We start from the raw sequence: 18925 nt of genomic DNA, 5'->3' as shown, positions 1-18925 counted from the left end.
CTCGGTTAAATTAAGCTAATAGCGCCAATTCTCCCATAGACAGCAATTATTGCAATTTAACGACGCATGACCAAATACGGACTTCGGGCTCGGGTCTTTACCCTGACATTAGCCCCCACCCTGATTATCGGCTTACTGCTTAGTGGTTTCTTCACCATCAACCGCTATCAGGACCTCGAGACACAACTCTCAGTCACGGGTAACAATATTATAGAGCCTTTAGCGATTGCGACAGGCAATGGGATGAGCACTAACAACCGCGAGTCGGTGCGGTATATGATTAACTATGCGCACCGCAAGCACTCCGACATCATTCGTACCATTGCGGTGTTTGATAAGAACAATGAACTGTTCGTCACCTCCAACTTCCATCGCAATTTTGAATATCTCATGTTCCCGGCTGATGAGCCTTTCCCCACGAACACCCGACTCAAGTGGCATGACAATGCTTTAGTCTTTAAAACCCCTATTATTGTCGAAAATGATTTCACCAACCTGAACCGGGGAGATGAAAACGACAGCATACTCGGTTATGTCGCGCTTGAAATTGACTTAAGCGCGCTGAGGCTGCAGCAATACCAAGAGATGTTCACCGCTGCACTTGTGTTGAGCTTAGGCTTAGCCATTTCAGGGATTTTCGCATATAAACTCACCAAAGAGGTCACAGGTCCCATCACTGACATGGTGGACATGGTGGATCGTATTCGTCGTGGTCATATCGACACCCGAATTGAAGGCCGGATGATCGGCGAGCTAGATACGCTAAAAAATGGTATCAACGCTATGGCGATTTCATTGTCTGACTACCATGGTGAGATGCAGCAGAGTATTGACCAAGCGACATCGGATCTACTGGAAACCTTAGAGCAGCTCGAGATCCAAAATGTCGAGCTCGATATCGCTAAAAAGCGCGCGCAGGAAGCGGCACGCGTCAAGTCGGAGTTCTTGGCAAACATGTCACATGAGCTCCGCACGCCACTCAATGGGGTCATTGGCTTTACGCGTCAGATGTTGAAGACACAACTCACCACCAGCCAACGTGACTACCTACATACGATTGAAAAGTCGGCGAACAACCTCTTAACGATCATTAATGATATTCTCGACTTCTCGAAGCTTGAAGCCGGTAAACTCCTGTTAGAGAACATTCCGTTCGATTTCCATGACTCTCTCGACGAAGTGATGCGTTTGTTGGCACCCAGTGCTCATGAGAAAGGGCTAGAACTTACGCTAAAAGTGGATCACCGTGTTCCTTTTGGGTTAATCGGCGACCCAATGCGCATTCAGCAAATTTTAACCAATCTCATTGGTAACTCAGTCAAATTCACTGAACGCGGTAACATCGATATCTCTGTTGAACTCAAATCAGAACGCGATAACGCCATCGATCTCCAATTTATGGTCCGCGACACCGGCATTGGTATTTCCGAACGCCAACAAGCACAACTGTTTCAGGCATTTAGTCAGGCTGACGCCTCTATTTCGCGTCGCTATGGCGGTACGGGCCTTGGCTTGGTTATCACCCAGAAACTCGTTAGCCAAATGGAAGGAGAAGTCGGTTTTACTAGTCGCCTCCATCAAGGGTCAACATTCTGGTTCTCAGTGCGCTTGATGAAAACCGATTTGCCTGTATCTCAACCGCTAGATATCCATTCACTGCTCGGCAAGAAAGTCTTGCTCATTGAAGCGAACATGCAAGCGGCGTCAATAATCCAACAAAACCTTATCCGCGGTGGTTTGCATGTCACTTATCGCTCAACCATTCCAGAAAAGGTCGAGCCGCATGACTTTGCTATCTACAATTTAACCCCGAGTAACATTCCTGATCTTACCCAGCTTGAAGCAGATATATGCTTACTTGAACAGTTTGCACCGCAGGTCTTTGCGATGCTCCCTAGCACCGAGCTCGCGTTATCAGAACACTTACTCGCGCGAGGCATTAGTGGCTGCTTACCTAAGCCTGTTGCTGCACGTAAGCTATTTGAGCTTCTGATGGATCCGGATATCAGCACCAGTAACTTAAGTGTGGTTCCATCTCTGCCTAACCCTATTGCTCCGCTGCGGATCATGGCTGTGGATGACAACCCAGCAAACTTAAAGCTGATCACCGCACTACTCAAAGAGCGAGTTGAACAAGTCGATAAAGCCACCAACGGCAAGCAAGCCCTCGAATATGCCACACAGCACGAATACGATTTGATCTTCATGGATATTCAAATGCCTGAGATGGATGGGGTCACTGCGTGTAAAGAGATCCGTAAAACACCACTGAATGCCGAGACCCCCATCGTCGCGGTCACAGCGCATGCTATGGCAGGAGAACGTGAGCGCTTACTCAGTGAAGGAATGGATGACTACCTCACCAAACCGATTGAAGAGCATATTTTAGAACAGATATTTGCAAGCTGGATTGATACTTCTGCACTCAATACGCCAACACCAGAGGCTGAACCTCTTCAGGAGCCGCCATCGCAACCCAGCAGCGAGCCCTTGATTAGCGAGAATGGCAGTATCAATTGGTCACAAGCGATGCAGCAATCAGCCGGTAAAGAAGATTTAGCCCAAGATATGCTGCAAATGCTACTCGATTACATGCCTGAAGTTGAGCTCTTGGTCAACGAAGCCCTTGACGGTAAAGATGTTGACCTATGGCCACCAATCCACAAGCTACATGGTAGCTGCGCGTACTCCGGTGTCCCTAAGCTCAAGAAGCTCTGCCACGACATCGAAACCTTGTTGAAACAGGAAACGCCGCTGAGCGATATTGAACCTGAGCTGTTTGAACTAGTTGATGAAATGAATAACGTCGTTAAAGCGTCGCAAGAGTTTCTTGTCGCCAGCTAATCACCTACAAAAAAGGCTGGGATCCCCCAGCCTTTTTTAGTTCCATGAGACCAGCCTAAGCTTCGTAAATCACTGTCGCGACTGCGTATTGCTTTTCATCCGATATCGATAAGTGAATATGTTGACCGGCCATCGCCTCAAAGCGCTTTTTCGCCGCACCTTGCAAAGTAAGTAAGGGCTTACCTTTATCGTCATTGCTAATTTCAAAATCGTGAAACGTCACGCCACAGGCTATCCCCGTGCCAAGGGCTTTCGCGGCGGCTTCTTTTGCCGCAAACCGCTTCGCAAGAAAGCGATGGGCATGGGTACGCTGGTGGAAAACAGCCATCTCTTGGTCAGTAAGAATACGTTTTGCAAACGCCTCCCCTAATCGCGATAAACTGCCTTCTACACGGTCAATCTGACAAATGTCCGTACCAACGCCGAGAATAGCCATTAACGACGCGCTTCCAGCATCTCGACTTTCATGTCCGCGACGGCTTTTGCTAAGCCATCAAAAGCAGCTCGGCCAATGATAGAGTGGCCAATGTTAAGCTCGATCAATTCAGGCAAAGCCGCAATCGGCTTCACATTGTGGTAGGTCAGACCGTGACCTGCATTCACCTTGAGTCCTTGATCATGGGCGTAGGTTGCCCCTGCTGAAATCTTCTTCAACTCATCTTGCTGCTCCGACTCACTGCTTGCTTCTGCATAGTGACCCGTGTGAAGCTCGATGTACGGTGCGCCACATGCTACCGCGGCATCAATCTGAGCACGATCTGGGTCAATGAAGAGAGAAACCTCAATACCGGCAGCCGTCAGTTTCTCTGTTGCGGCTTTCACGCGCTCCAAATTACCCACGACATCCAGCCCGCCCTCTGTGGTTAACTCTTCGCGCTTCTCAGGCACTAGGCAGACAAATTCAGGTTTAACTTCAAGCGCAATCGCCACCATTTCATCCGTCACCGCCATTTCTAGGTTCATGCGGGTTTGGATGGTTTCTCGCAAAATACGCACATCGCGATCGGTAATATGACGACGGTCTTCACGCAAGTGAATCGTAATACCATCTGCGCCCGCGCGTTCTGCGACCTCTGCTGCGTGTACCGGATCTGGGTACTTAGTGCCACGCGCATTACGCAACGTCGCGATATGATCGATATTGACCCCTAGCAGAATTGGATTCATTTTTCGGTACTCCTTGACCGGGGGAGAAATAGCTCCCGGCTCTTTAACGGTTTTGGCCCCAAATACGGCTTCAATGCCATCCGAGTGAAGCGTTTTGCGGCTTGTAATTGATCTTGTGTTTCAAACTGTCTGGCGGCGATGGCTTTTAACTGCCGTCCAGTAAACGTGAGCTGGCCTTGCATTAAGGAAGCGATAAATCCTTGCTGCTCTCGAAAGCGGTACGTCATGGTGTCATCCACTTCTTCACCACTGCCCGCACAGTGTAAGAAATCAATACCATAGCCCAGCTGTACCAACAGTGCTAGTTCAAAACGCCGCAATGCGGGCTCGGGATTTTGAGTTTGCGCCAACTCTCTCAAAGCGTTGAGGTAATCAAGAAAAAGCTGCGGATAAGCGGTGTTGTCTTCTAATACTCTTGAGAGGATTTCGTTGAGATACAGTGCCGAATAGAGCATCGGCCCACTGAGAGGAATGGCCAAGCTGATCGGCTCAGCATGGCGCAATGTCTTCATCGCCCCTTTGCCACTCCACTTCAGCAACAAAGGTGTAAAAGGTTGCAACGCTCCCTTCAATGCCGAGCGCTTACCTCGCGCCCCTTTCGCCATCAAGCTAATCCGACCCACTGATTCACTGAAAAGGTCAATGATCAAGCTGGTTTCACTGTATGGCTTAGCCTGAAGAACAAATCCGCGTTGCAACCCTTCCATGGACGTGTTTATAGGTCGTCGATATATCCAAGACTACGCAGCGCTCGTTCGTCATCTGCCCAGCCGGATTTCACTTTCACCCAAAGTTCGAGGTAGACCTTACGTTCAAACAGATCTTCCATATCCAACCGTGCTTCACGGCCGATGGTTTTAATCTTTTCACCCGCCTTACCGATCACCATTTTCTTCTGACCTTTACGCTCAACCAGAATCAAACCGTTAATGTGGAAGCCGTCATTTTCAGGGTTATAGTCAAAGCGCTCAATTTCTACAGTAATTGAGTAAGGCAATTCATCACCCGTAAAACGCATTAGCTTTTCACGGATAATTTCAGAGGCCATAAAGCGCTGAGAACGGTCAGTCACATACTCTTCAGGGAAGTAGTATTCCCCTTCCGGCAAATGCTCACGCACAATCTCTTCGACACTATCAACACCGGAGCCGTGCTTCGCGGAAACCGGCACCACCGCTTTGAAATCCATCTTCTTAGAGATTTCTTCAATGTGCGGGAAGAGATCGTACTTCTCTTTGACGTTATCGACTTTATTCACCAACAAGACTGTCGGCAGTTCCGACTTTTTCAACTTGTTGAGGACCATCTCGTCATCTTCGGTCCAAACAGTACCGTCGACAAGAAAGAGCACCAACTCAACGTCGGTCAATGAGCTACTCGCCGCACGGTTCATCAAACGGTTGATGGTGCGTTTCTCTTCAATGTGAAGTCCAGGTGTATCAACATAGACCGCTTGGTAGCCGTCACGCGTATCAACACCCATAATACGATGACGAGTGGTCTGTGGTTTACGCGATGTAATTGAAAGCTTCTGACCAACTAGGCGATTCAGCAGCGTTGATTTGCCGACATTTGGGCGGCCAACAATGGCAATAAAGCCACAGTGTGTTTTATCTGTCATGACTCAAGGCGTCCTAGCGCCAATTCCGCAGCAGCCTGCTCAGCCTTACGCCGACTACTTCCTTTACCCACAACAGGTTTATCCAGTCCTGTTACTTCGCACTGTACCGTAAATTCTTGGTTATGTGCTTCACCCTTCACTTGAATCACTGAGTAAACAGGCAAAGGGAGTCGCTTACCTTGTAGCAACTCTTGCAGGCGCGTTTTGGGGTCTTTTTGCCCTACGCCCGGTTGAATACTTTCAAGACGGCTCTGATACCAGCTTAGAACAATTGGACGTACCGTTTCTAAATCACTATCGAGATAGATGGCACCAATAATGGCTTCAACAGCATCAGCAAGAATAGAGTCACGACGGAAACCGCCACTTTTTAACTCTCCAGGGCCCAGTTTCAATACATCACCAAGCTCAAACTCACGCCCCAACTCTGCAAGGGTCTTCCCTCGAACCAAAGTGGCACGCATACGACTCATATCACCCTCATCCACTTTAGGAAAACGGTGATATAAATCGTCTGCAATCACAAAACTGAGGATAGAGTCACCGAGGAATTCTAAGCGCTCATTATGTTGGCTGTTGGCGCTGCGATGTGTCAGCGCCAAATTTAGAAAGTCCACGTCATTGAACGTGTACCCGAGCTTACGCTCTAATCTGTCAGTAGGAGATATCATTGTCTCTCAATTATTCAATGCCACCGATGCGGCTAAAGCGCACACCAGTAGGGACCCAGCTAATTATGCTTTCAGGGTCACGGTCAAACTCAAAACTGATCCAAATGGCCACCGCTTTACCCACAAGATTCGCTTCAGGCACAAAGCCCCAGTAGCGACTATCTGCACTGTTGTCACGGTTATCTCCCATCACAAAGTAGTGCCCCTCTGGTACCACCCAAACACCACGTCCCGGTGTCGGTTGATAAGCCATTTCACGATCCCGCTTTTTCGGGTTAACCAATACTTGATGGCTCAAGTCATCCGTTAGCTGCTCATCAATCTGGATTAATGTGGTGAAGCCTTCAAAAAATTCACTCTCTTGCACATCACTTTGCACAATTTCAGCGCAGCGACTCTCACCTTTTGGCTGAACACAAAGCTGTTTAGTGCGGCTATTGTATTGCACAGTATCCCCAGGTAGGCCAATCACTCGCTTGATGTAATCGATGTTTGGCTGTGGTGGATACTTAAAGACCGCAACGTCACCGCGTTCTGGTTCGCCCGTTTCGATGAACTTGTGGCGGAACACAGGATCGCGAAGACCATAAGAGAATTTTTCTACCAGAATAAAGTCGCCAACCAATAGGGTTGGCATCATTGATCCGGATGGAATCTGGAAAGGTTCATAAATAAAAGACCGCAACACAAGCACAAACGCAATGACCGGAAAAGTCGATGCGGCATTCTCAACCCATGCGGGTTGAGGTGCTATTGACGCTGCGGTTTCTGCATCCACGTCTCCGCCTGCTGCTTCCACGGCAGCCTGAACTTTTAACTGGCGACGCGGCGCCCAGACGTACTTATCTAGCGCCCATACGATACCGGTACCTAGAGTCAGGATCACCAGCAGCAAGGAAAACATGTTAGCCATTCATTATCCCTAATTATTTATCTTTGCCTACGTGCAAAATTGCTAAGAATGCTTCTTGCGGTAGCTCAACGTTACCGACTTGCTTCATGCGCTTCTTACCTTCTTTCTGCTTCTGTAGCAGTTTCTTCTTACGACTCACGTCACCACCATAACACTTAGCGATAACGTTCTTACGTAACTGTTTCACCGTCGAACGCGCAATAATGTGGTTACCAATTGCCGCTTGAATCGCGATATCAAACATCTGGCGAGGAATGAACTCTTTCATCTTCTCTACCAATAGGCGACCACGACTCTGTGAGTTATCTTTGTGCGTAATAATTGCCAACGCATCAACACGCTCACCATTTAGCAAGATATCTACACGTACCATGTCAGACTCTTGATAGTGGTGGAAGTTGTAATCCAATGATGCATAACCACGCGAAGTCGATTTCAAACGGTCGAAGAAATCGAGTACTACTTCGGCCATCGGAATGTCGTACGTCAACGCAACCTGATTACCGTGATACACCATATCAATCTGCGTACCACGCTTTTCGACACATAAGGTAATCACATTACCGAGGTAATCACTTGGCACTAAGATGTTACAACGCGCAATCGGCTCACCAATGGCTTCAATATCATTCACTGGTGGTAGTTTAGCTGGACTATCCACATATAGCACTTCGCTATCTGTCTTCGTCACTTCGTACACTACGGTAGGCGCAGTGGTGATCAGATCAAGGTTATACTCGCGCTCCAATCGCTCTTGAATGATCTCCATGTGGAGCATACCCAAGAAGCCACAACGGAAACCAAAGCCCAACGCCGCAGAGCTTTCTGGCTCATAGAACAGTGATGCATCATTGAGGCTTAATTTGCCCAACGCATCTCGGAAATCTTCATAGTCGTCAGAAGAGACAGGGAAAAGGCCCGCATAGACCTGAGGCTTTACTTTTTGGAAACCTGGAAGGACCTCTTCACTACCGTGTTTTGCTGTGGTGATGGTATCACCAACAGGTGCACCTGTGATGTCTTTCAGGCCACACACAACCCACCCAACTTCACCTGTTTGCAGCTCGAGTGTGTCTTCTTGCTTCGGTGTAAAGATACCCAAGCGGTCAACACCCACGATCTGACCAGTACTCATCACTTTGATCTTGTCATTTTTCTTCAGTACGCCATTTTTGATACGTACCAAAGAGACCACACCCAAGTAGTTATCAAACCATGAGTCGATGATAAGTGCTTGTAATGGCGCTTCAGGGTCACCTTCCGGTGCAGGAATGGCTGCGACGATGTTTTCAAGAACATCTTCAACACCAATCCCAGTCTTCGCTGAACAACGGGTAGCTTCCAGCGCGTCAATACCGACGATCTCTTCAATCTCTTCGGCGACACGCTCAGGATCAGCAGCGGGCAAGTCAATCTTATTCAAGATTGGCACTACCTCAAGATCCATTTCAATCGCGGTGTAGCAGTTAGCCAACGTTTGGGCTTCCACACCTTGACCAGCGTCGACAACCAATAACGCGCCTTCACAGGCAGCAAGAGAACGAGAAACTTCATACGCGAAGTCAACGTGCCCTGGGGTGTCGATAAAGTTTAATTGGTAGGTTTCACCATCATTGGCTTTGTAGTTGAGCGTCACGCTCTGAGCCTTAATAGTAATACCGCGTTCACGCTCTAGGTCCATTGAATCAAGAACCTGAGCTGCCATTTCGCGCTCGGTAAGACCTCCACACACCTGAATTAATCGGTCTGAAAGGGTCGACTTACCGTGGTCGATATGGGCAATAATCGAAAAGTTACGAATGTGCTTCATGAATGGCGTGACTAACTCGTTAATTAAATCGGGATCAATAAGTGCGGGATTCTACCCAATTTCCCCGCTACTCGCTATCTTGATCTGTGGCATTTATCACCAAGTTGGCTGATACCGGGGCACCAAAGACGCGAAGTAGTCGTGGTTTGTATGCACTTTCTTGCTCATATTTCTGTGACAGCCTTTTTATCATGACAAAACTCAAAGCACCAAATCCAAATGCCGAGGCGATGGTGCCTAGCTCGCTACCGTTAGCGAGTTCGACAAACCACCACTGGCCAATAATGGCACCGAAGATCAGTCCTAATAGTGGCACTAAATAAATCATAAACGCCGATCGCAATAAGCTCTCTTCCGGCAAACCAATCTCGACAATATGGCCGACATCTGGACGTGATGGGGTTTCTATTCTGATCTGATGCTGTTTTCCGGGTAGCACTTTACTCACAATGCCTGTCCCGCAGCTGTCACGATTACTGCAGTGACCACAACTACTCTGTTGTTGGCAACTGACAATCACAGCATCTGGTTCATGACCGACCACGGTCGCGAGGGAAGTCATCATAGCGCGCTCTCGTATACATAAAGAGTAAGACAAAAATGGGAGCCTTTCGCTCCCATTGTTTCCACCTGCTTTACTCAGCCATTGCCCGCTACTGAGTACCGACCTTGGGTGTAAACTTCACCGACTCGGCAATCAACTTAGCGGTAGACGGCGGAATATCTCCCACCACCGATACTTCAAAACCTTGGATCGCATGGCTGTGCAAGGTGCGACGCCCTTGGCGGACAAGCTGCTCACGCATCGTAAAATTGTCTGCTTCTGCGACATAGACAGAGAAGCTAAACAAACCATCAGTATACAACTGGCTCTCTACAGGGCGATCTGAATTTATCAGACGATGGCGGTTACCTGCAATGGATTCGAACCCATGCGGTAACCATTGTACCTGCCAATTCAGGTCAGCTTTTGTTCTCGCCGGAAGTGGTACCACGGGTGGGTAATTTATCCCTTCCAGACTAGTCAGCTTATGCTCAAGGCTAGGATCCATGGTATGAGAAACAACGCGATACTGCTCCAAAGGCTCACCATCGCGGTCCAAGAGATCAGCACGCATCACCAAGTGACTATTTTCGTCCACCCATAGTAAGTAGGAGTAACGCTGGCCATCTTTAGGTGCTATACGTACGACATTACAAATCACCCCGGCTTCACGTGCTCGCCCCATAGGAATAAAATCATAACTCTTCGAGAGTGAATCCATGTCCGTCAGCATCACCGGCGGCAATGATGCCACCATTTTATTGCTGCTGATGGTATAAGGTTCAATACCCGGCTCGTAATAACTGACTCTATCGCCTCGCTGAATCACTTCACGCGCAGGGCCACTCAAGTAAGTGAGGTGAGCAACCACACTGTCATCATCCTGAACCATTCGACGAAAACGAATCGGCTCAATACTATTTTGCTTGATGACGATGTAAGAGAGCTCATAACTGGCAGTGCGGCCAGCAGATTCCATCGCATCGAGTACGGCTTCCGCTGACGGCGGCACGGCCGGAATCTCTGACGCGATGCTGGGGGAGATGAAACTTAGGGTGCCTAAAAGGCACCCTATTGAAAGTATGGCGGGTTTCAATCCGATCACTCGCTAACCTGTAACTGTTCTTCCATTATACTGCGATCAATGCTGCCATCGTCAGCGTTTAAGCGCAATTGTAACTCATAGTCTTGAAGCATAGCGTTAATACGACGACGTTGCTCCATAAGCTGCTCTTCTGACGGTGCGGCTTGAACTGTTTCAAACTGTGGTCGAGTATCCAAGCTCACTGGTTGAGCGGCCCCGGTAAAAGGGACAGTTTCAAGTACAGGCACCGCTGCAGGTGGTGCTGCAACAAGGTCTTCACTACCGCCATTGTACTGCTGCACACCGACAATCACAGCAAGCGATACACAGGCTGCCGTCGCAATTTGGCCAAAGTTACGCAACCAACTCGGCATAGTATGACGCACAACATCCGGTTGTGGTTGCGATTCAATCGGTACCACTGGTGCAGGTTGGTGTGCAGGTTCAGCATCTAAAGCTGCGGCAACATTTGCGGCAATGTCCCATTGCGTGGTTTGAGGAGCATCTCCACGCATCACATCCCCGATCAAATGATAGTCTTGCCAGACTGACGACTGCTGAGGGTCATTTGCCACACGGTCTAGTAGTGAGTCATCCTGATACTCACCATCGATTAAGGCAGACAATCGCTCGTTGTCAGTCATCTGATTACCGTCTGTCATGTTGTTTCTGTTTGACATGAAACTAAAGCTCCAGTTATTCGGTGCATCTATCCACGATGCAACAAAGGCTTGATTTGCTTTTCTACGGCTTCCCGAGCACGGAAGATACGCGATCTTACTGTACCTACGGGACATCCCATCACTTCTGCAATTTCTTCATAGCTCAGGCCGTCGAGCTCTCGCAGTGTAATGGCCGTTTTCAAATCATCCGGTAAATTTTCTATTGTACTAAACACAACCCGCTTAATTTCATCTGACAACATCATGTTCTCAGGGTTCGAAATTTCTTTTAGCGCACCACCATTTTCGTAATATTCCGCCTCTTCAGCATCAATATCTGATGCAGGTGGTCTACGACCTTGGGCGACGAGATAGTTTTTCGCTGTGTTTACTGCAATGCGGTAAAGCCATGTATAGAATGCACTTTCACCTCTAAAGCCGGGTAATGCCCGATACGCTTTAATGAAGGCTTCTTGTGCGACATCTGGCACATCACCACTGTTGCTGACATAACGCGCTACCAAATTACACACTTTGTTTTGATACTTTTGTACCAACAAGTTAAAGGCTTGTTTGTCCCCTTGCTGGACGCGCTCTATCAATATTTTGTCAGTTAAATGCTCGCCCATTCGAGCGGGTACTCCTATTGTTATTATCGCTTATGCTCTCAGAACCACTACTCATTAGAGCAAGATTACCCGCCTCTCCCAAGCCATTGGAACCATTGCTTATCTGAATACTTACGAGCAGTAAGCACCTTTTAGGACAGGCATCTTAAGCCTGAGTTCCCTAAAAGATAAAAAAGTCGTCAATTTTTATGAAATTAGACCGAGATTATCAGCAATCGGGGCTCTCGAGTGTTAAAGAGCCGTAAAAAAAACGCTTAACCCTTCGTTTTACTCTCAAAAAGTCGCATACTTCCCCCTCTACGATGCAGTTTAGGGTTATCGTTCGTCGCTATGACGGCACGATCTTATGCGCTGAGCAAACATTTTTGGTTCAGAAAACTATTTGAACCCCGTCTCAGTGTCTTTTGATATTATCGTACAGATTAACACAGGGATATGATATCGACATGAAGCAAAACCGTGAACATTACTGTGATGTGTTGGTGATCGGCAGTGGCGCGGCTGGTCTCTCATTAGCATTGCAGTTGGCACACACTTGCCAAGTAACCGTGCTCAGCAAAGGGCCATATTCAGAAGGCTCAACCTTTTACGCTCAAGGTGGCATTGCCGCAGTTTTTGATGAAGCAGATAGCGTTGACTCTCATGTCGAAGATACCCAGGTCGCTGGGGCACATCTCTGTGATGAAAAAGTTGTACGTTTTATCGCAGAAAATGCCAAGCGCTGTGTTGAATGGTTGATTGATGGCGGCGTACCTTTCGATAAAGTCGAAGGTGAAAACGGCGAGCGTTCTCAATACCATCTCACTCGCGAAGGCGGACACAGCCACCGTCGAATCTTGCATGCCGCAGATGCCACGGGAATGGCGATGCAAAAGTCGCTACAACAAAATGCACTTGAGCATCCCAACATCAACATTCTTGAGCGTCACAATGCCCTTGATTTGATTACCCACCAAAAACTGGGCCACACCCAAGCAGCTAACCGCGTGCTAGGCGCCTATGTTTGGAACCGAGAGATTGAGCAAGTCGAGACCATTCGGGCAAAATTTGTCGTTCTCGCCACTGGCGGGGCTTCAAAAGTGTATCAATACACCTCAAACCCAGACGTCTCATCCGGCGATGGTATTGCCATGGCATGGCGCGCAGGCTGCCGTGTCGCCAACATGGAGTTTAATCAGTTCCATCCAACCTGCCTTTACCACCCAGAAGCACGTAACTTTTTGCTGACCGAAGCGCTGCGCGGCGAAGGGGCTTACCTACGTCGCCCTGATGGTTCACGCTTTATGGAAGACTTCGACCCGCGTAAAGAACTCGCGCCGCGTGACATCGTTGCCCGCGCCATAGACTACGAGATGAAGCGGTTAGGTGCAGATTGCATGTACCTCGACATCAGCCACAAAGACCCAGAATTTATTCAAAAGCACTTCCCAACCATTTACGAGAAGTTGCTGACATTCAATATCGATATCACCAAACAGCCCATTCCGATTGTTCCCGCAGCGCACTATACCTGTGGCGGTGTGATGGTAGACACCGAAGGTCGCACTGATCTTGCGGGTCTCTATGCTATCGGGGAAGTGAGTTACACTGGACTGCATGGTGCAAACCGCATGGCATCCAACTCGTTATTAGAGTGTGTGGTGTACGCGTGGTCTGCGTCTCAGAGCATTTTAAAAACAGCCCATGATGCCCCAGAGCCACCACTGCTACCAAACTGGGATGAGAGCCAAGTCACCAGCTCTGATGAAGAGGTGGTCATTCAACACAACTGGCATGAGTTGCGTTTATTTATGTGGGACTACGTGGGGATTGTGCGCACAACCCGCAGACTAGAGCGGGCACTCCGCCGCATCAATATGTTGAAGCAAGAGATCGATGAGTATTACAGCAACTTCCGCGTATCTAACAACTTGCTTGAACTCCGCAACTTGGTTGAAGTGGCAGAACTCATGGTACTGAGCGCACTGGATAGGAAAGAGAGCCGAGGCCTTCACTACACCCTCGATTTCCCTGAAAAAACCGAAACTAGCCAACCGACAGTGTTAGTGCCGAAGAAGCCTTGCTAAGCAATCCCACCTCAAACACCTCGAGTGGTATTATCGCGCTCGGGGTGCTTTGCCATCAAACTCAAATGATGAAAATCTTCCCGCCGACAACTATCGGCAAATACCCATAACCAACAAGGCTCGCTATCGCACACCAAGCGAAACAACAGTAAACCGGGAAGCAATACTGCATACCCTCGCCAACGGTAATCTTCTCCCTGCCATGCGACAGCGCCTTGGCGTTCAAACTGCAACCGTCCTCGATAAGCTTTCACCTCAGCGATTGCCTGAGGATAAACCCGGCACAACCAAGCAATAAGTATAACCTTAACCAATAGAGGGACAGGAAGCGCAAGAAGAAAAAGTAAGGAGAGTAAAAAAGCGCACCGAGTCACTCGCTGCGCTTGAGAAGAGGGCTGAAGGAGAAGATCAGCGTAGTTTGCTGCGATTATGCGCGACAATTTTATCTGTCATCGCCGCTAGCGCGAGATTATCGCTACGGCCATGTCCCATCATCCAAGTAAAGAGATCTGGGTCATCGCACTTCATCAGAGCGACAAAATCTTGCTGCTCTTTCTCAGTCAGTGACTCAAAACACTCTTCAAAAAAAGGCATAACAATTACATCAAGTTCAAGCATACCGCGACGGCAAGACCACTTAATACGCGCTTTCTCTTCTGCCGAAAACATGGCGATTCCTTCTAATAACAGCCGCACCCCGATTCACTTAAAACGGTAGAGTAAAATGGATGTTAGGCTGGTCAAAAACAGAGCCACTAGTGTAACAGCCCACACCTGACCAGACCATAAACCACATCAATACTCTGTGAGGTCTATCGCGATAGATAGACACACAAATCGCTTAAGGTCGATCGAGTAGAGATACCCCTTCATTTTGTATGCTGACAAACGCCAACATCCCCTTTACCATGGGGCATCTGTTATTCATTTTTTGGAATCACTATGTCAGATTGGTCAGCTGCTGAACGTTTTCAATCTTTGCCTGCGGCGCTTCCTTTACCCGCAGTCGCTCTTTTCCACCTCAGCGAGTGGGACTTCATTACCGCTATCGGGGCCGACGCACGTAGCTATTTGCAAGGACAGTTTACCTGCGATCTTGTCTCTCTTCCGGCAGACTCACCCACCTATGCCGCGCATTGTGATGCGAAAGGGAAAATGCACACCGCCATGCGCCTGTGCACCCTAGAAGGCGGCTATGGCTATCTCCATCGTCGTAGCGTCACTGAAAAACAGCTAACTGAACTGAAGAAATACGCGATTTTTTCAAAGATCGACTTTGCGGTCAGTGAGCAGCAAATCCTGGGGTTAGCCGGTGATGACGCGGATACCCTCATCGCCGAGCTCTTTGATGGCGAAGGCGATGTCAGAACGCGCAATAATGATGTGGCTTTTCGTACCGACAATCGCTGGGTACTTATCGCCTCTATTGAGACCGCAGACAAGCTCGTTGCCCACTCCAGTACCACCCTTTGCGCAGAATCACTTTGGGACTACTTAGAAATCCAAGCAGCCTCACCGCGTGTTGATGCGCAAACTTACGGTGCACATATCCCTCAAGCTTTCAACTTACAGTCAGTGGGCGGGATTAGCTTTACCAAAGGCTGCTACACCGGACAAGAAATGGTGGCGCGCGCCAAGTACCGTGGTGCGAACAAACGCGCGATGTATATTATTGAAGGTAAAGCAAAGAGAGCGCCTAACGCCGGAGATGATGTTGAACGCCAAGTGGGTGAAAACTGGCGCCGAGGCGGTACCATCGTTGCAGGTTGTCGCCTCGATAATGGTGATAGCTATGCCCTTGTCGTGCTACCTAACGATCTAGAGGCCGACACCGCATTACGCCTCAGCGAACAGCCGGACGACCTCTGGACCATTGCACCATTACCTTATGCCTTAGAAGATGATAGTTAAGCAATGAATGAGTCATGGTTACAAACGAGCGTCACCGCGACGCTCGATATTGCGGATATTCCCTATCAAATCTTATGGCATCAACGTCCAGCAACCAGTATTGAAGATGCCGCCGCCCAACGCGGTGTTGAGCCGAAAGTAATGGTAAAAACCATGTTACTTGAGGACATGGGTGGGGTTCGGGCCCTCGCTTGTCTGCCCGGCGATCAACAAGTTGACCCACGAAAAGTACGCGAAGTCCTTGGGTGCCGTCGAATGACTTGTGTCAGTGCTGACAAAGTACGTCAAATCACTGGCTATACACCCGGAACCGTCACACCACTCGCGCTGCCCGTCCCTTTACCCGTTATTGTCGATCCCCAACTGCAACAGCATGATACCGTGACAATAAGCAGTGGAGATCCGATGGCCGGACTCGCCTTGAACAGCAGCGCGCTGTTCGCACTGATTAGCCCTCAGTTTGCTGCGATCTGCCGAGAGACATAACGTTTGCCGTTATCTCATTGAGAGATAACGGCCATAGCCGTCTTTGCCAAGGAAGCTTAAGGCACTTAACGTTAACGCGACAGAGCAAGAAGCGCTGACAAAAATCGCCACCATTATCATGATTTGATACTGCACTGCCTGCATCGGTTCTGCGCCCGCCAAAATCTGCCCCGTCATCATACCGGGTAAACTGACAATGCCTAACGTCGCCATTGTCGCCAGTTGTGGCGCCATCGCTTTCGCTAGAGCCAAGCGTAAAAAAGGTTGTTGTGGCTGTGCAGCGCCCATCGACAAATAGTATTCGTACTCAGCGCGCCCTTGCGTCATACCCTCTCGCCAGCACTGCAACCCGACAATATTAGCCGACAAGGCATTGCCCAAAAGCATGCCAGTGATAGGAATCAGATACTGGGCTTGCCACCATGGCGAAACCTCAACAACCAGCACTAAAATCACGGGTAACAAGCACACTAATATCATCGACAAACTCATGGCAATAACAGGCATTGTCTGCTTCAACGGCAACTTTGCACTGGTTGCAATACTGTGTGCCGCGACAACAATCATGATAGAAAACCATATGCCATTCACCCACAGTGATTGCCACTCAAACAGCGTCTGCAGATAAAACCCGACAACCAGCAACTGCAAGGTCATTCGACTGACCGATAACCACAAGCGTTTTGTAAACGGTAACTGCCATCGAACAAAAATCGCTGTCGGTAGCGCCAATATCAGTAGAAATGCCGCCAGATTCCATAAACTCATCACCCTTCTCCTCGTTGTGAGTGACTCATCGCCCGCATTGAATCGGCGTCATTGTGCTTTTCACAAAGGCATCCTGTATCCACATTAAACTGATGTGTTGCCGACGCAATCCATGTTGGATCATGGCTGACAGAAATGCAGTACCCAGTATGGGCTTGAAACAGTTCAGCAAGCCATTGGCTATTTTGTCTATCTAGCGCGGCGGTGGGTTCGTCTAACAGCCAAATCTCTCGCGCCATCAATAAGCCTCTCGCCACCATCAATCGATAGCGTTCACCACCAGATAAAGCAGCAGTTTCATCCTCGAGGGTCAAAGCCAGTCCCACTTTTTCAAGCACCGTATTCAGCGCATGGCGCTCAGGTACTCCCTTCGATGTCGCATTCAGTTGCCAGGGTAATAGTAAGGCCTCAGCGATAGTCATAACATCCGCGCCATCACCGATAATAGCGTGCTGCGGACAATAGTAGATTTGCTCTCGCCACCAACGCAGTTGCTCCATCGTCACAGGTCTTTCGCCAAGCAATACCCGGCCTTGCTTGGCAGGCTCTAATCCGGCGATCACCCGCAACAAAGAGGTTTTTCCGCTTCCTGAACGCCCTGTCAGTACAAGGTGGCTGCCGCTAGGAAGCTGGACATTGACGGCAATGCCTTCGGCCTCATAACCGGACTGCAAAGAGTGAAGTGAAAGCATATGACCTCCGCTAGCCGTGACATCGTGTTACACATAGTCACACCGATAATAGACAAACTGATTGGGTATATGAGTGTAAAGCGCTACCATGAATTAATCGAATAGATAAATGAAATGTAAATCATGAATAGTATTAATTGGCGTGGTATCGATCTCAATTTACTCGTGGCGTTTGACGCCCTGTATGAAAACCAAAGTGTGACCAAAGCGGCCAATCAACTATCAATGGGTCAGTCCGCGATGAGCCATAATTTATCTCGTCTACGCCAGTTATTAGACGATCCCCTTTTTGAGCGTCAGGGACAGCAGATGATCCCGAGTCAACGTGCCATCGATCTCGCTCCATTAATCCATGACATGCTCTCAACTATCCGTGAACAGATCCTTAAACCCGCACCCTTTGATCATCAAAGCTATCTTGGTGAGATACGTATTGGACTCACAGACTACGCGGAGTTTATCTTTGCTCCCATCATCTACGATGCGATTCATCAACATGCCCCCTATTGTCAATTGAGCTTTCATCAAGTTGATCGCAGTAATTACCAAGATAAGTTTGCCCATCGCCACTTGGATGTTGTTATCGGTAGCTTGCCGAACATCCCCAACGATTATCAGTCACTCCACCTGTATCGAGATAATCACGTCTGTTTATACGATGCAGCCGCTTGTGAAATCGATGGGGATATACCCCTAGAAGCGTATCTCGATATTCCCCATGCACTTGTGTCACCGGATGGCCAACTCAAGAGTCAAGTAGATGCGACACTCGCAAAGCTCAACAAAGCGCGACGTGTCAATGTCGGCTCCGCCAACTTTCTTACCGTCCGCCACCTACTTAAAAAGCGACGACTTCTGTGTATCACCACAGAACTCATGGCAAAGCAGCCCCTTTTCAATGATCAACTCACCTTTTCACCTCCCCCTATAGAGGTCGCAGGCTTTGACATAAGTCTCATTAGCCAACAACGAAATGCCCATCATCCCAAGTGGATTTGGTTGATCCCGCTATTAAAACAGACAATTTGCGAGTATGTGACTGAGATCACCCAATAAA

General features: G+C 48.7%; 20 protein-coding genes. 5 read left to right on the top strand and 15 right to left on the bottom strand.

The window, feature by feature from the left end:
• The first annotated feature begins 66 nt into the window (after positions 1-66).
• Complete coding sequence (barA, locus tag TSUB_RS03015) at positions 67-2844, top strand: two-component sensor histidine kinase BarA (RefSeq protein WP_087023785.1); 2778 nt, start codon at positions 67-69, stop codon at positions 2842-2844.
• A gap of 55 nt (positions 2845-2899) precedes the next feature.
• Here the strand turns inward: barA and acpS are convergent, their stop codons facing one another.
• The 11 genes from acpS to rpoE all read right to left on the bottom strand — a co-directional run bounded on the left by acpS (position 2900) and on the right by rpoE (position 11945).
• Positions 2900-3280, bottom strand: coding sequence for a holo-ACP synthase (gene acpS, locus TSUB_RS03010; RefSeq protein WP_087023787.1), 381 nt, complete (start codon positions 3278-3280; stop codon positions 2900-2902).
• Complete coding sequence (gene pdxJ / locus TSUB_RS03005; protein WP_087023789.1) at positions 3280-4011, bottom strand: pyridoxine 5'-phosphate synthase; 732 nt, start codon at positions 4009-4011, stop codon at positions 3280-3282. The genes acpS and pdxJ overlap by 1 nt, the downstream gene beginning before the upstream one ends.
• The gene (gene recO, locus TSUB_RS03000) at positions 4008-4718 is read right to left on the bottom strand and encodes a DNA repair protein RecO (RefSeq protein WP_087023791.1); all 711 of its coding nucleotides are present in this window, start codon (positions 4716-4718) and stop codon (positions 4008-4010) included. The genes pdxJ and recO overlap by 4 nt, the downstream gene beginning before the upstream one ends.
• An 8-nt stretch (positions 4719-4726) precedes the next feature.
• The gene (gene era, locus TSUB_RS02995) at positions 4727-5632 is read right to left on the bottom strand and encodes a GTPase Era (protein WP_087023793.1); all 906 of its coding nucleotides are present in this window, start codon (positions 5630-5632) and stop codon (positions 4727-4729) included.
• Positions 5629-6303: a ribonuclease III gene (gene rnc, locus TSUB_RS02990; protein WP_087023795.1), complete on the bottom strand. Its 675-nt coding sequence runs from the start codon at positions 6301-6303 to the stop codon at positions 5629-5631. The genes era and rnc overlap by 4 nt, the downstream gene beginning before the upstream one ends.
• A 10-nt stretch (positions 6304-6313) precedes the next feature.
• Positions 6314-7216, bottom strand: a complete 903-nt coding sequence (lepB, locus tag TSUB_RS02985; RefSeq protein WP_087023797.1) for a signal peptidase I — start codon at positions 7214-7216, stop codon at positions 6314-6316.
• A gap of 13 nt (positions 7217-7229) precedes the next feature.
• Positions 7230-9026: a translation elongation factor 4 gene (gene lepA, locus TSUB_RS02980; protein ID WP_087023799.1), complete on the bottom strand. Its 1797-nt coding sequence runs from the start codon at positions 9024-9026 to the stop codon at positions 7230-7232.
• Positions 9027-9093: 67 nt separating this feature from the next.
• Entirely contained in the window at positions 9094-9591 is a 498-nt protein-coding gene (locus tag TSUB_RS02975) for a SoxR reducing system RseC family protein (RefSeq protein ID WP_087023801.1), read from the bottom strand.
• 88 nt (positions 9592-9679) lie between these two features.
• A complete protein-coding gene (gene rseB / locus TSUB_RS02970; RefSeq protein WP_414718370.1) occupies positions 9680-10666 on the bottom strand; it encodes a sigma-E factor regulatory protein RseB in 987 nt (328 codons plus the stop codon).
• A gap of 5 nt (positions 10667-10671) precedes the next feature.
• The gene (locus TSUB_RS02965) at positions 10672-11298 is read right to left on the bottom strand and encodes an RseA family anti-sigma factor (protein ID WP_087023941.1); all 627 of its coding nucleotides are present in this window, start codon (positions 11296-11298) and stop codon (positions 10672-10674) included.
• A 65-nt stretch (positions 11299-11363) separates the two neighbouring features.
• The gene (gene rpoE / locus TSUB_RS02960; protein WP_087023804.1) at positions 11364-11945 is read right to left on the bottom strand and encodes an RNA polymerase sigma factor RpoE; all 582 of its coding nucleotides are present in this window, start codon (positions 11943-11945) and stop codon (positions 11364-11366) included.
• A gap of 446 nt (positions 11946-12391) precedes the next feature.
• Between rpoE and nadB the strand changes: the two genes are divergently transcribed.
• Positions 12392-14011, top strand: coding sequence for an L-aspartate oxidase (gene nadB / locus TSUB_RS02955; protein WP_087023805.1), 1620 nt, complete (start codon positions 12392-12394; stop codon positions 14009-14011).
• 11 nt (positions 14012-14022) lie between these two features.
• Here nadB and TSUB_RS02950 read toward each other — a convergent pair whose 3' ends face one another.
• Together TSUB_RS02950 and TSUB_RS02945 are read right to left on the bottom strand one after the other, a co-directional pair.
• Positions 14023-14451: a protein YgfX gene (locus TSUB_RS02950; RefSeq protein ID WP_159064973.1), complete on the bottom strand. Its 429-nt coding sequence runs from the start codon at positions 14449-14451 to the stop codon at positions 14023-14025.
• Complete coding sequence (locus tag TSUB_RS02945; protein WP_087023809.1) at positions 14420-14680, bottom strand: FAD assembly factor SdhE; 261 nt, start codon at positions 14678-14680, stop codon at positions 14420-14422. Before TSUB_RS02945 ends, TSUB_RS02950 begins: the two co-directional genes overlap by 32 nt.
• A 273-nt stretch (positions 14681-14953) precedes the next feature.
• On the opposite strand from TSUB_RS02945, the gene ygfZ reads away from it, so the two are divergent.
• Both ygfZ and TSUB_RS02935 read left to right on the top strand, forming a co-directional pair.
• Entirely contained in the window at positions 14954-15922 is a 969-nt protein-coding gene (gene ygfZ / locus TSUB_RS02940; protein ID WP_087023810.1) for a tRNA-modifying protein YgfZ, read from the top strand.
• Between the two features lie 3 nt (positions 15923-15925).
• The gene (locus tag TSUB_RS02935) at positions 15926-16408 is read left to right on the top strand and encodes an aminoacyl-tRNA deacylase (protein WP_087023812.1); all 483 of its coding nucleotides are present in this window, start codon (positions 15926-15928) and stop codon (positions 16406-16408) included.
• Between the two features lie 9 nt (positions 16409-16417).
• On the opposite strand, the gene TSUB_RS02930 is transcribed toward TSUB_RS02935, so the two are convergent.
• Positions 16418-17176 (bottom strand): ABC transporter permease, encoded by a 759-nt coding sequence (locus TSUB_RS02930; RefSeq protein ID WP_087023814.1) that lies wholly within the window; start codon positions 17174-17176, stop codon positions 16418-16420.
• Positions 17176-17868: an ABC transporter ATP-binding protein gene (locus tag TSUB_RS02925; protein WP_087023816.1), complete on the bottom strand. Its 693-nt coding sequence runs from the start codon at positions 17866-17868 to the stop codon at positions 17176-17178. The genes TSUB_RS02930 and TSUB_RS02925 overlap by 1 nt, the downstream gene beginning before the upstream one ends.
• Positions 17869-17991: 123 nt before the next feature.
• On the opposite strand from TSUB_RS02925, the gene TSUB_RS02920 reads away from it, so the two are divergent.
• Entirely contained in the window at positions 17992-18924 is a 933-nt protein-coding gene (locus tag TSUB_RS02920; RefSeq protein ID WP_087023818.1) for a LysR family transcriptional regulator, read from the top strand.
• Position 18925: the final 1 nt, after the last annotated feature.

The sequence above is a fragment of the Thaumasiovibrio subtropicus genome, from assembly GCF_019703835.1.
GTDB classification, from domain to species: Bacteria; Pseudomonadota; Gammaproteobacteria; order Enterobacterales; family Vibrionaceae; genus Thaumasiovibrio; species Thaumasiovibrio subtropicus.
This window is presented reverse-complemented; position numbering and strand designations above follow the sequence as displayed.

Bases quoted from the DNA above. Each gene is read 5' to 3' on its own strand.
- pdxJ (WP_087023789.1), bottom strand. From the start codon at position 4,011: ATGAATCCAATTCTGCTAGGGGTCAATATCGATCATATCGCGACGTTG.
- barA (WP_087023785.1), top strand. From the start codon at position 67: ATGACCAAATACGGACTTCGGGCTCGGGTCTTTACCCTGACATTAGCC.
- rnc (WP_087023795.1), bottom strand. From the start codon at position 6,303: ATGATATCTCCTACTGACAGATTAGAGCGTAAGCTCGGGTACACGTTC.
- TSUB_RS02930 (WP_087023814.1), bottom strand. From the start codon at position 17,176: ATGAGTTTATGGAATCTGGCGGCATTTCTACTGATATTGGCGCTACCG.
- TSUB_RS02920 (WP_087023818.1), top strand. From the start codon at position 17,992: ATGAATAGTATTAATTGGCGTGGTATCGATCTCAATTTACTCGTGGCG.
- TSUB_RS02935 (WP_087023812.1), top strand. From the start codon at position 15,926: ATGAATGAGTCATGGTTACAAACGAGCGTCACCGCGACGCTCGATATT.
- TSUB_RS02945 (WP_087023809.1), bottom strand. From the start codon at position 14,680: ATGTTTTCGGCAGAAGAGAAAGCGCGTATTAAGTGGTCTTGCCGTCGC.
- TSUB_RS02975 (WP_087023801.1), bottom strand. From the start codon at position 9,591: ATGATGACTTCCCTCGCGACCGTGGTCGGTCATGAACCAGATGCTGTG.
- recO (WP_087023791.1), bottom strand. From the start codon at position 4,718: ATGGAAGGGTTGCAACGCGGATTTGTTCTTCAGGCTAAGCCATACAGT.
- rpoE (WP_087023804.1), bottom strand. From the start codon at position 11,945: ATGGGCGAGCATTTAACTGACAAAATATTGATAGAGCGCGTCCAGCAA.
- era (WP_087023793.1), bottom strand. From the start codon at position 5,632: ATGACAGATAAAACACACTGTGGCTTTATTGCCATTGTTGGCCGCCCA.
- ygfZ (WP_087023810.1), top strand. From the start codon at position 14,954: ATGTCAGATTGGTCAGCTGCTGAACGTTTTCAATCTTTGCCTGCGGCG.
- nadB (WP_087023805.1), top strand. From the start codon at position 12,392: ATGAAGCAAAACCGTGAACATTACTGTGATGTGTTGGTGATCGGCAGT.
- TSUB_RS02925 (WP_087023816.1), bottom strand. From the start codon at position 17,868: ATGCTTTCACTTCACTCTTTGCAGTCCGGTTATGAGGCCGAAGGCATT.
- lepA (WP_087023799.1), bottom strand. From the start codon at position 9,026: ATGAAGCACATTCGTAACTTTTCGATTATTGCCCATATCGACCACGGT.
- lepB (WP_087023797.1), bottom strand. From the start codon at position 7,216: ATGGCTAACATGTTTTCCTTGCTGCTGGTGATCCTGACTCTAGGTACC.
- acpS (WP_087023787.1), bottom strand. From the start codon at position 3,280: ATGGCTATTCTCGGCGTTGGTACGGACATTTGTCAGATTGACCGTGTA.
- TSUB_RS02965 (WP_087023941.1), bottom strand. From the start codon at position 11,298: ATGACTGACAACGAGCGATTGTCTGCCTTAATCGATGGTGAGTATCAG.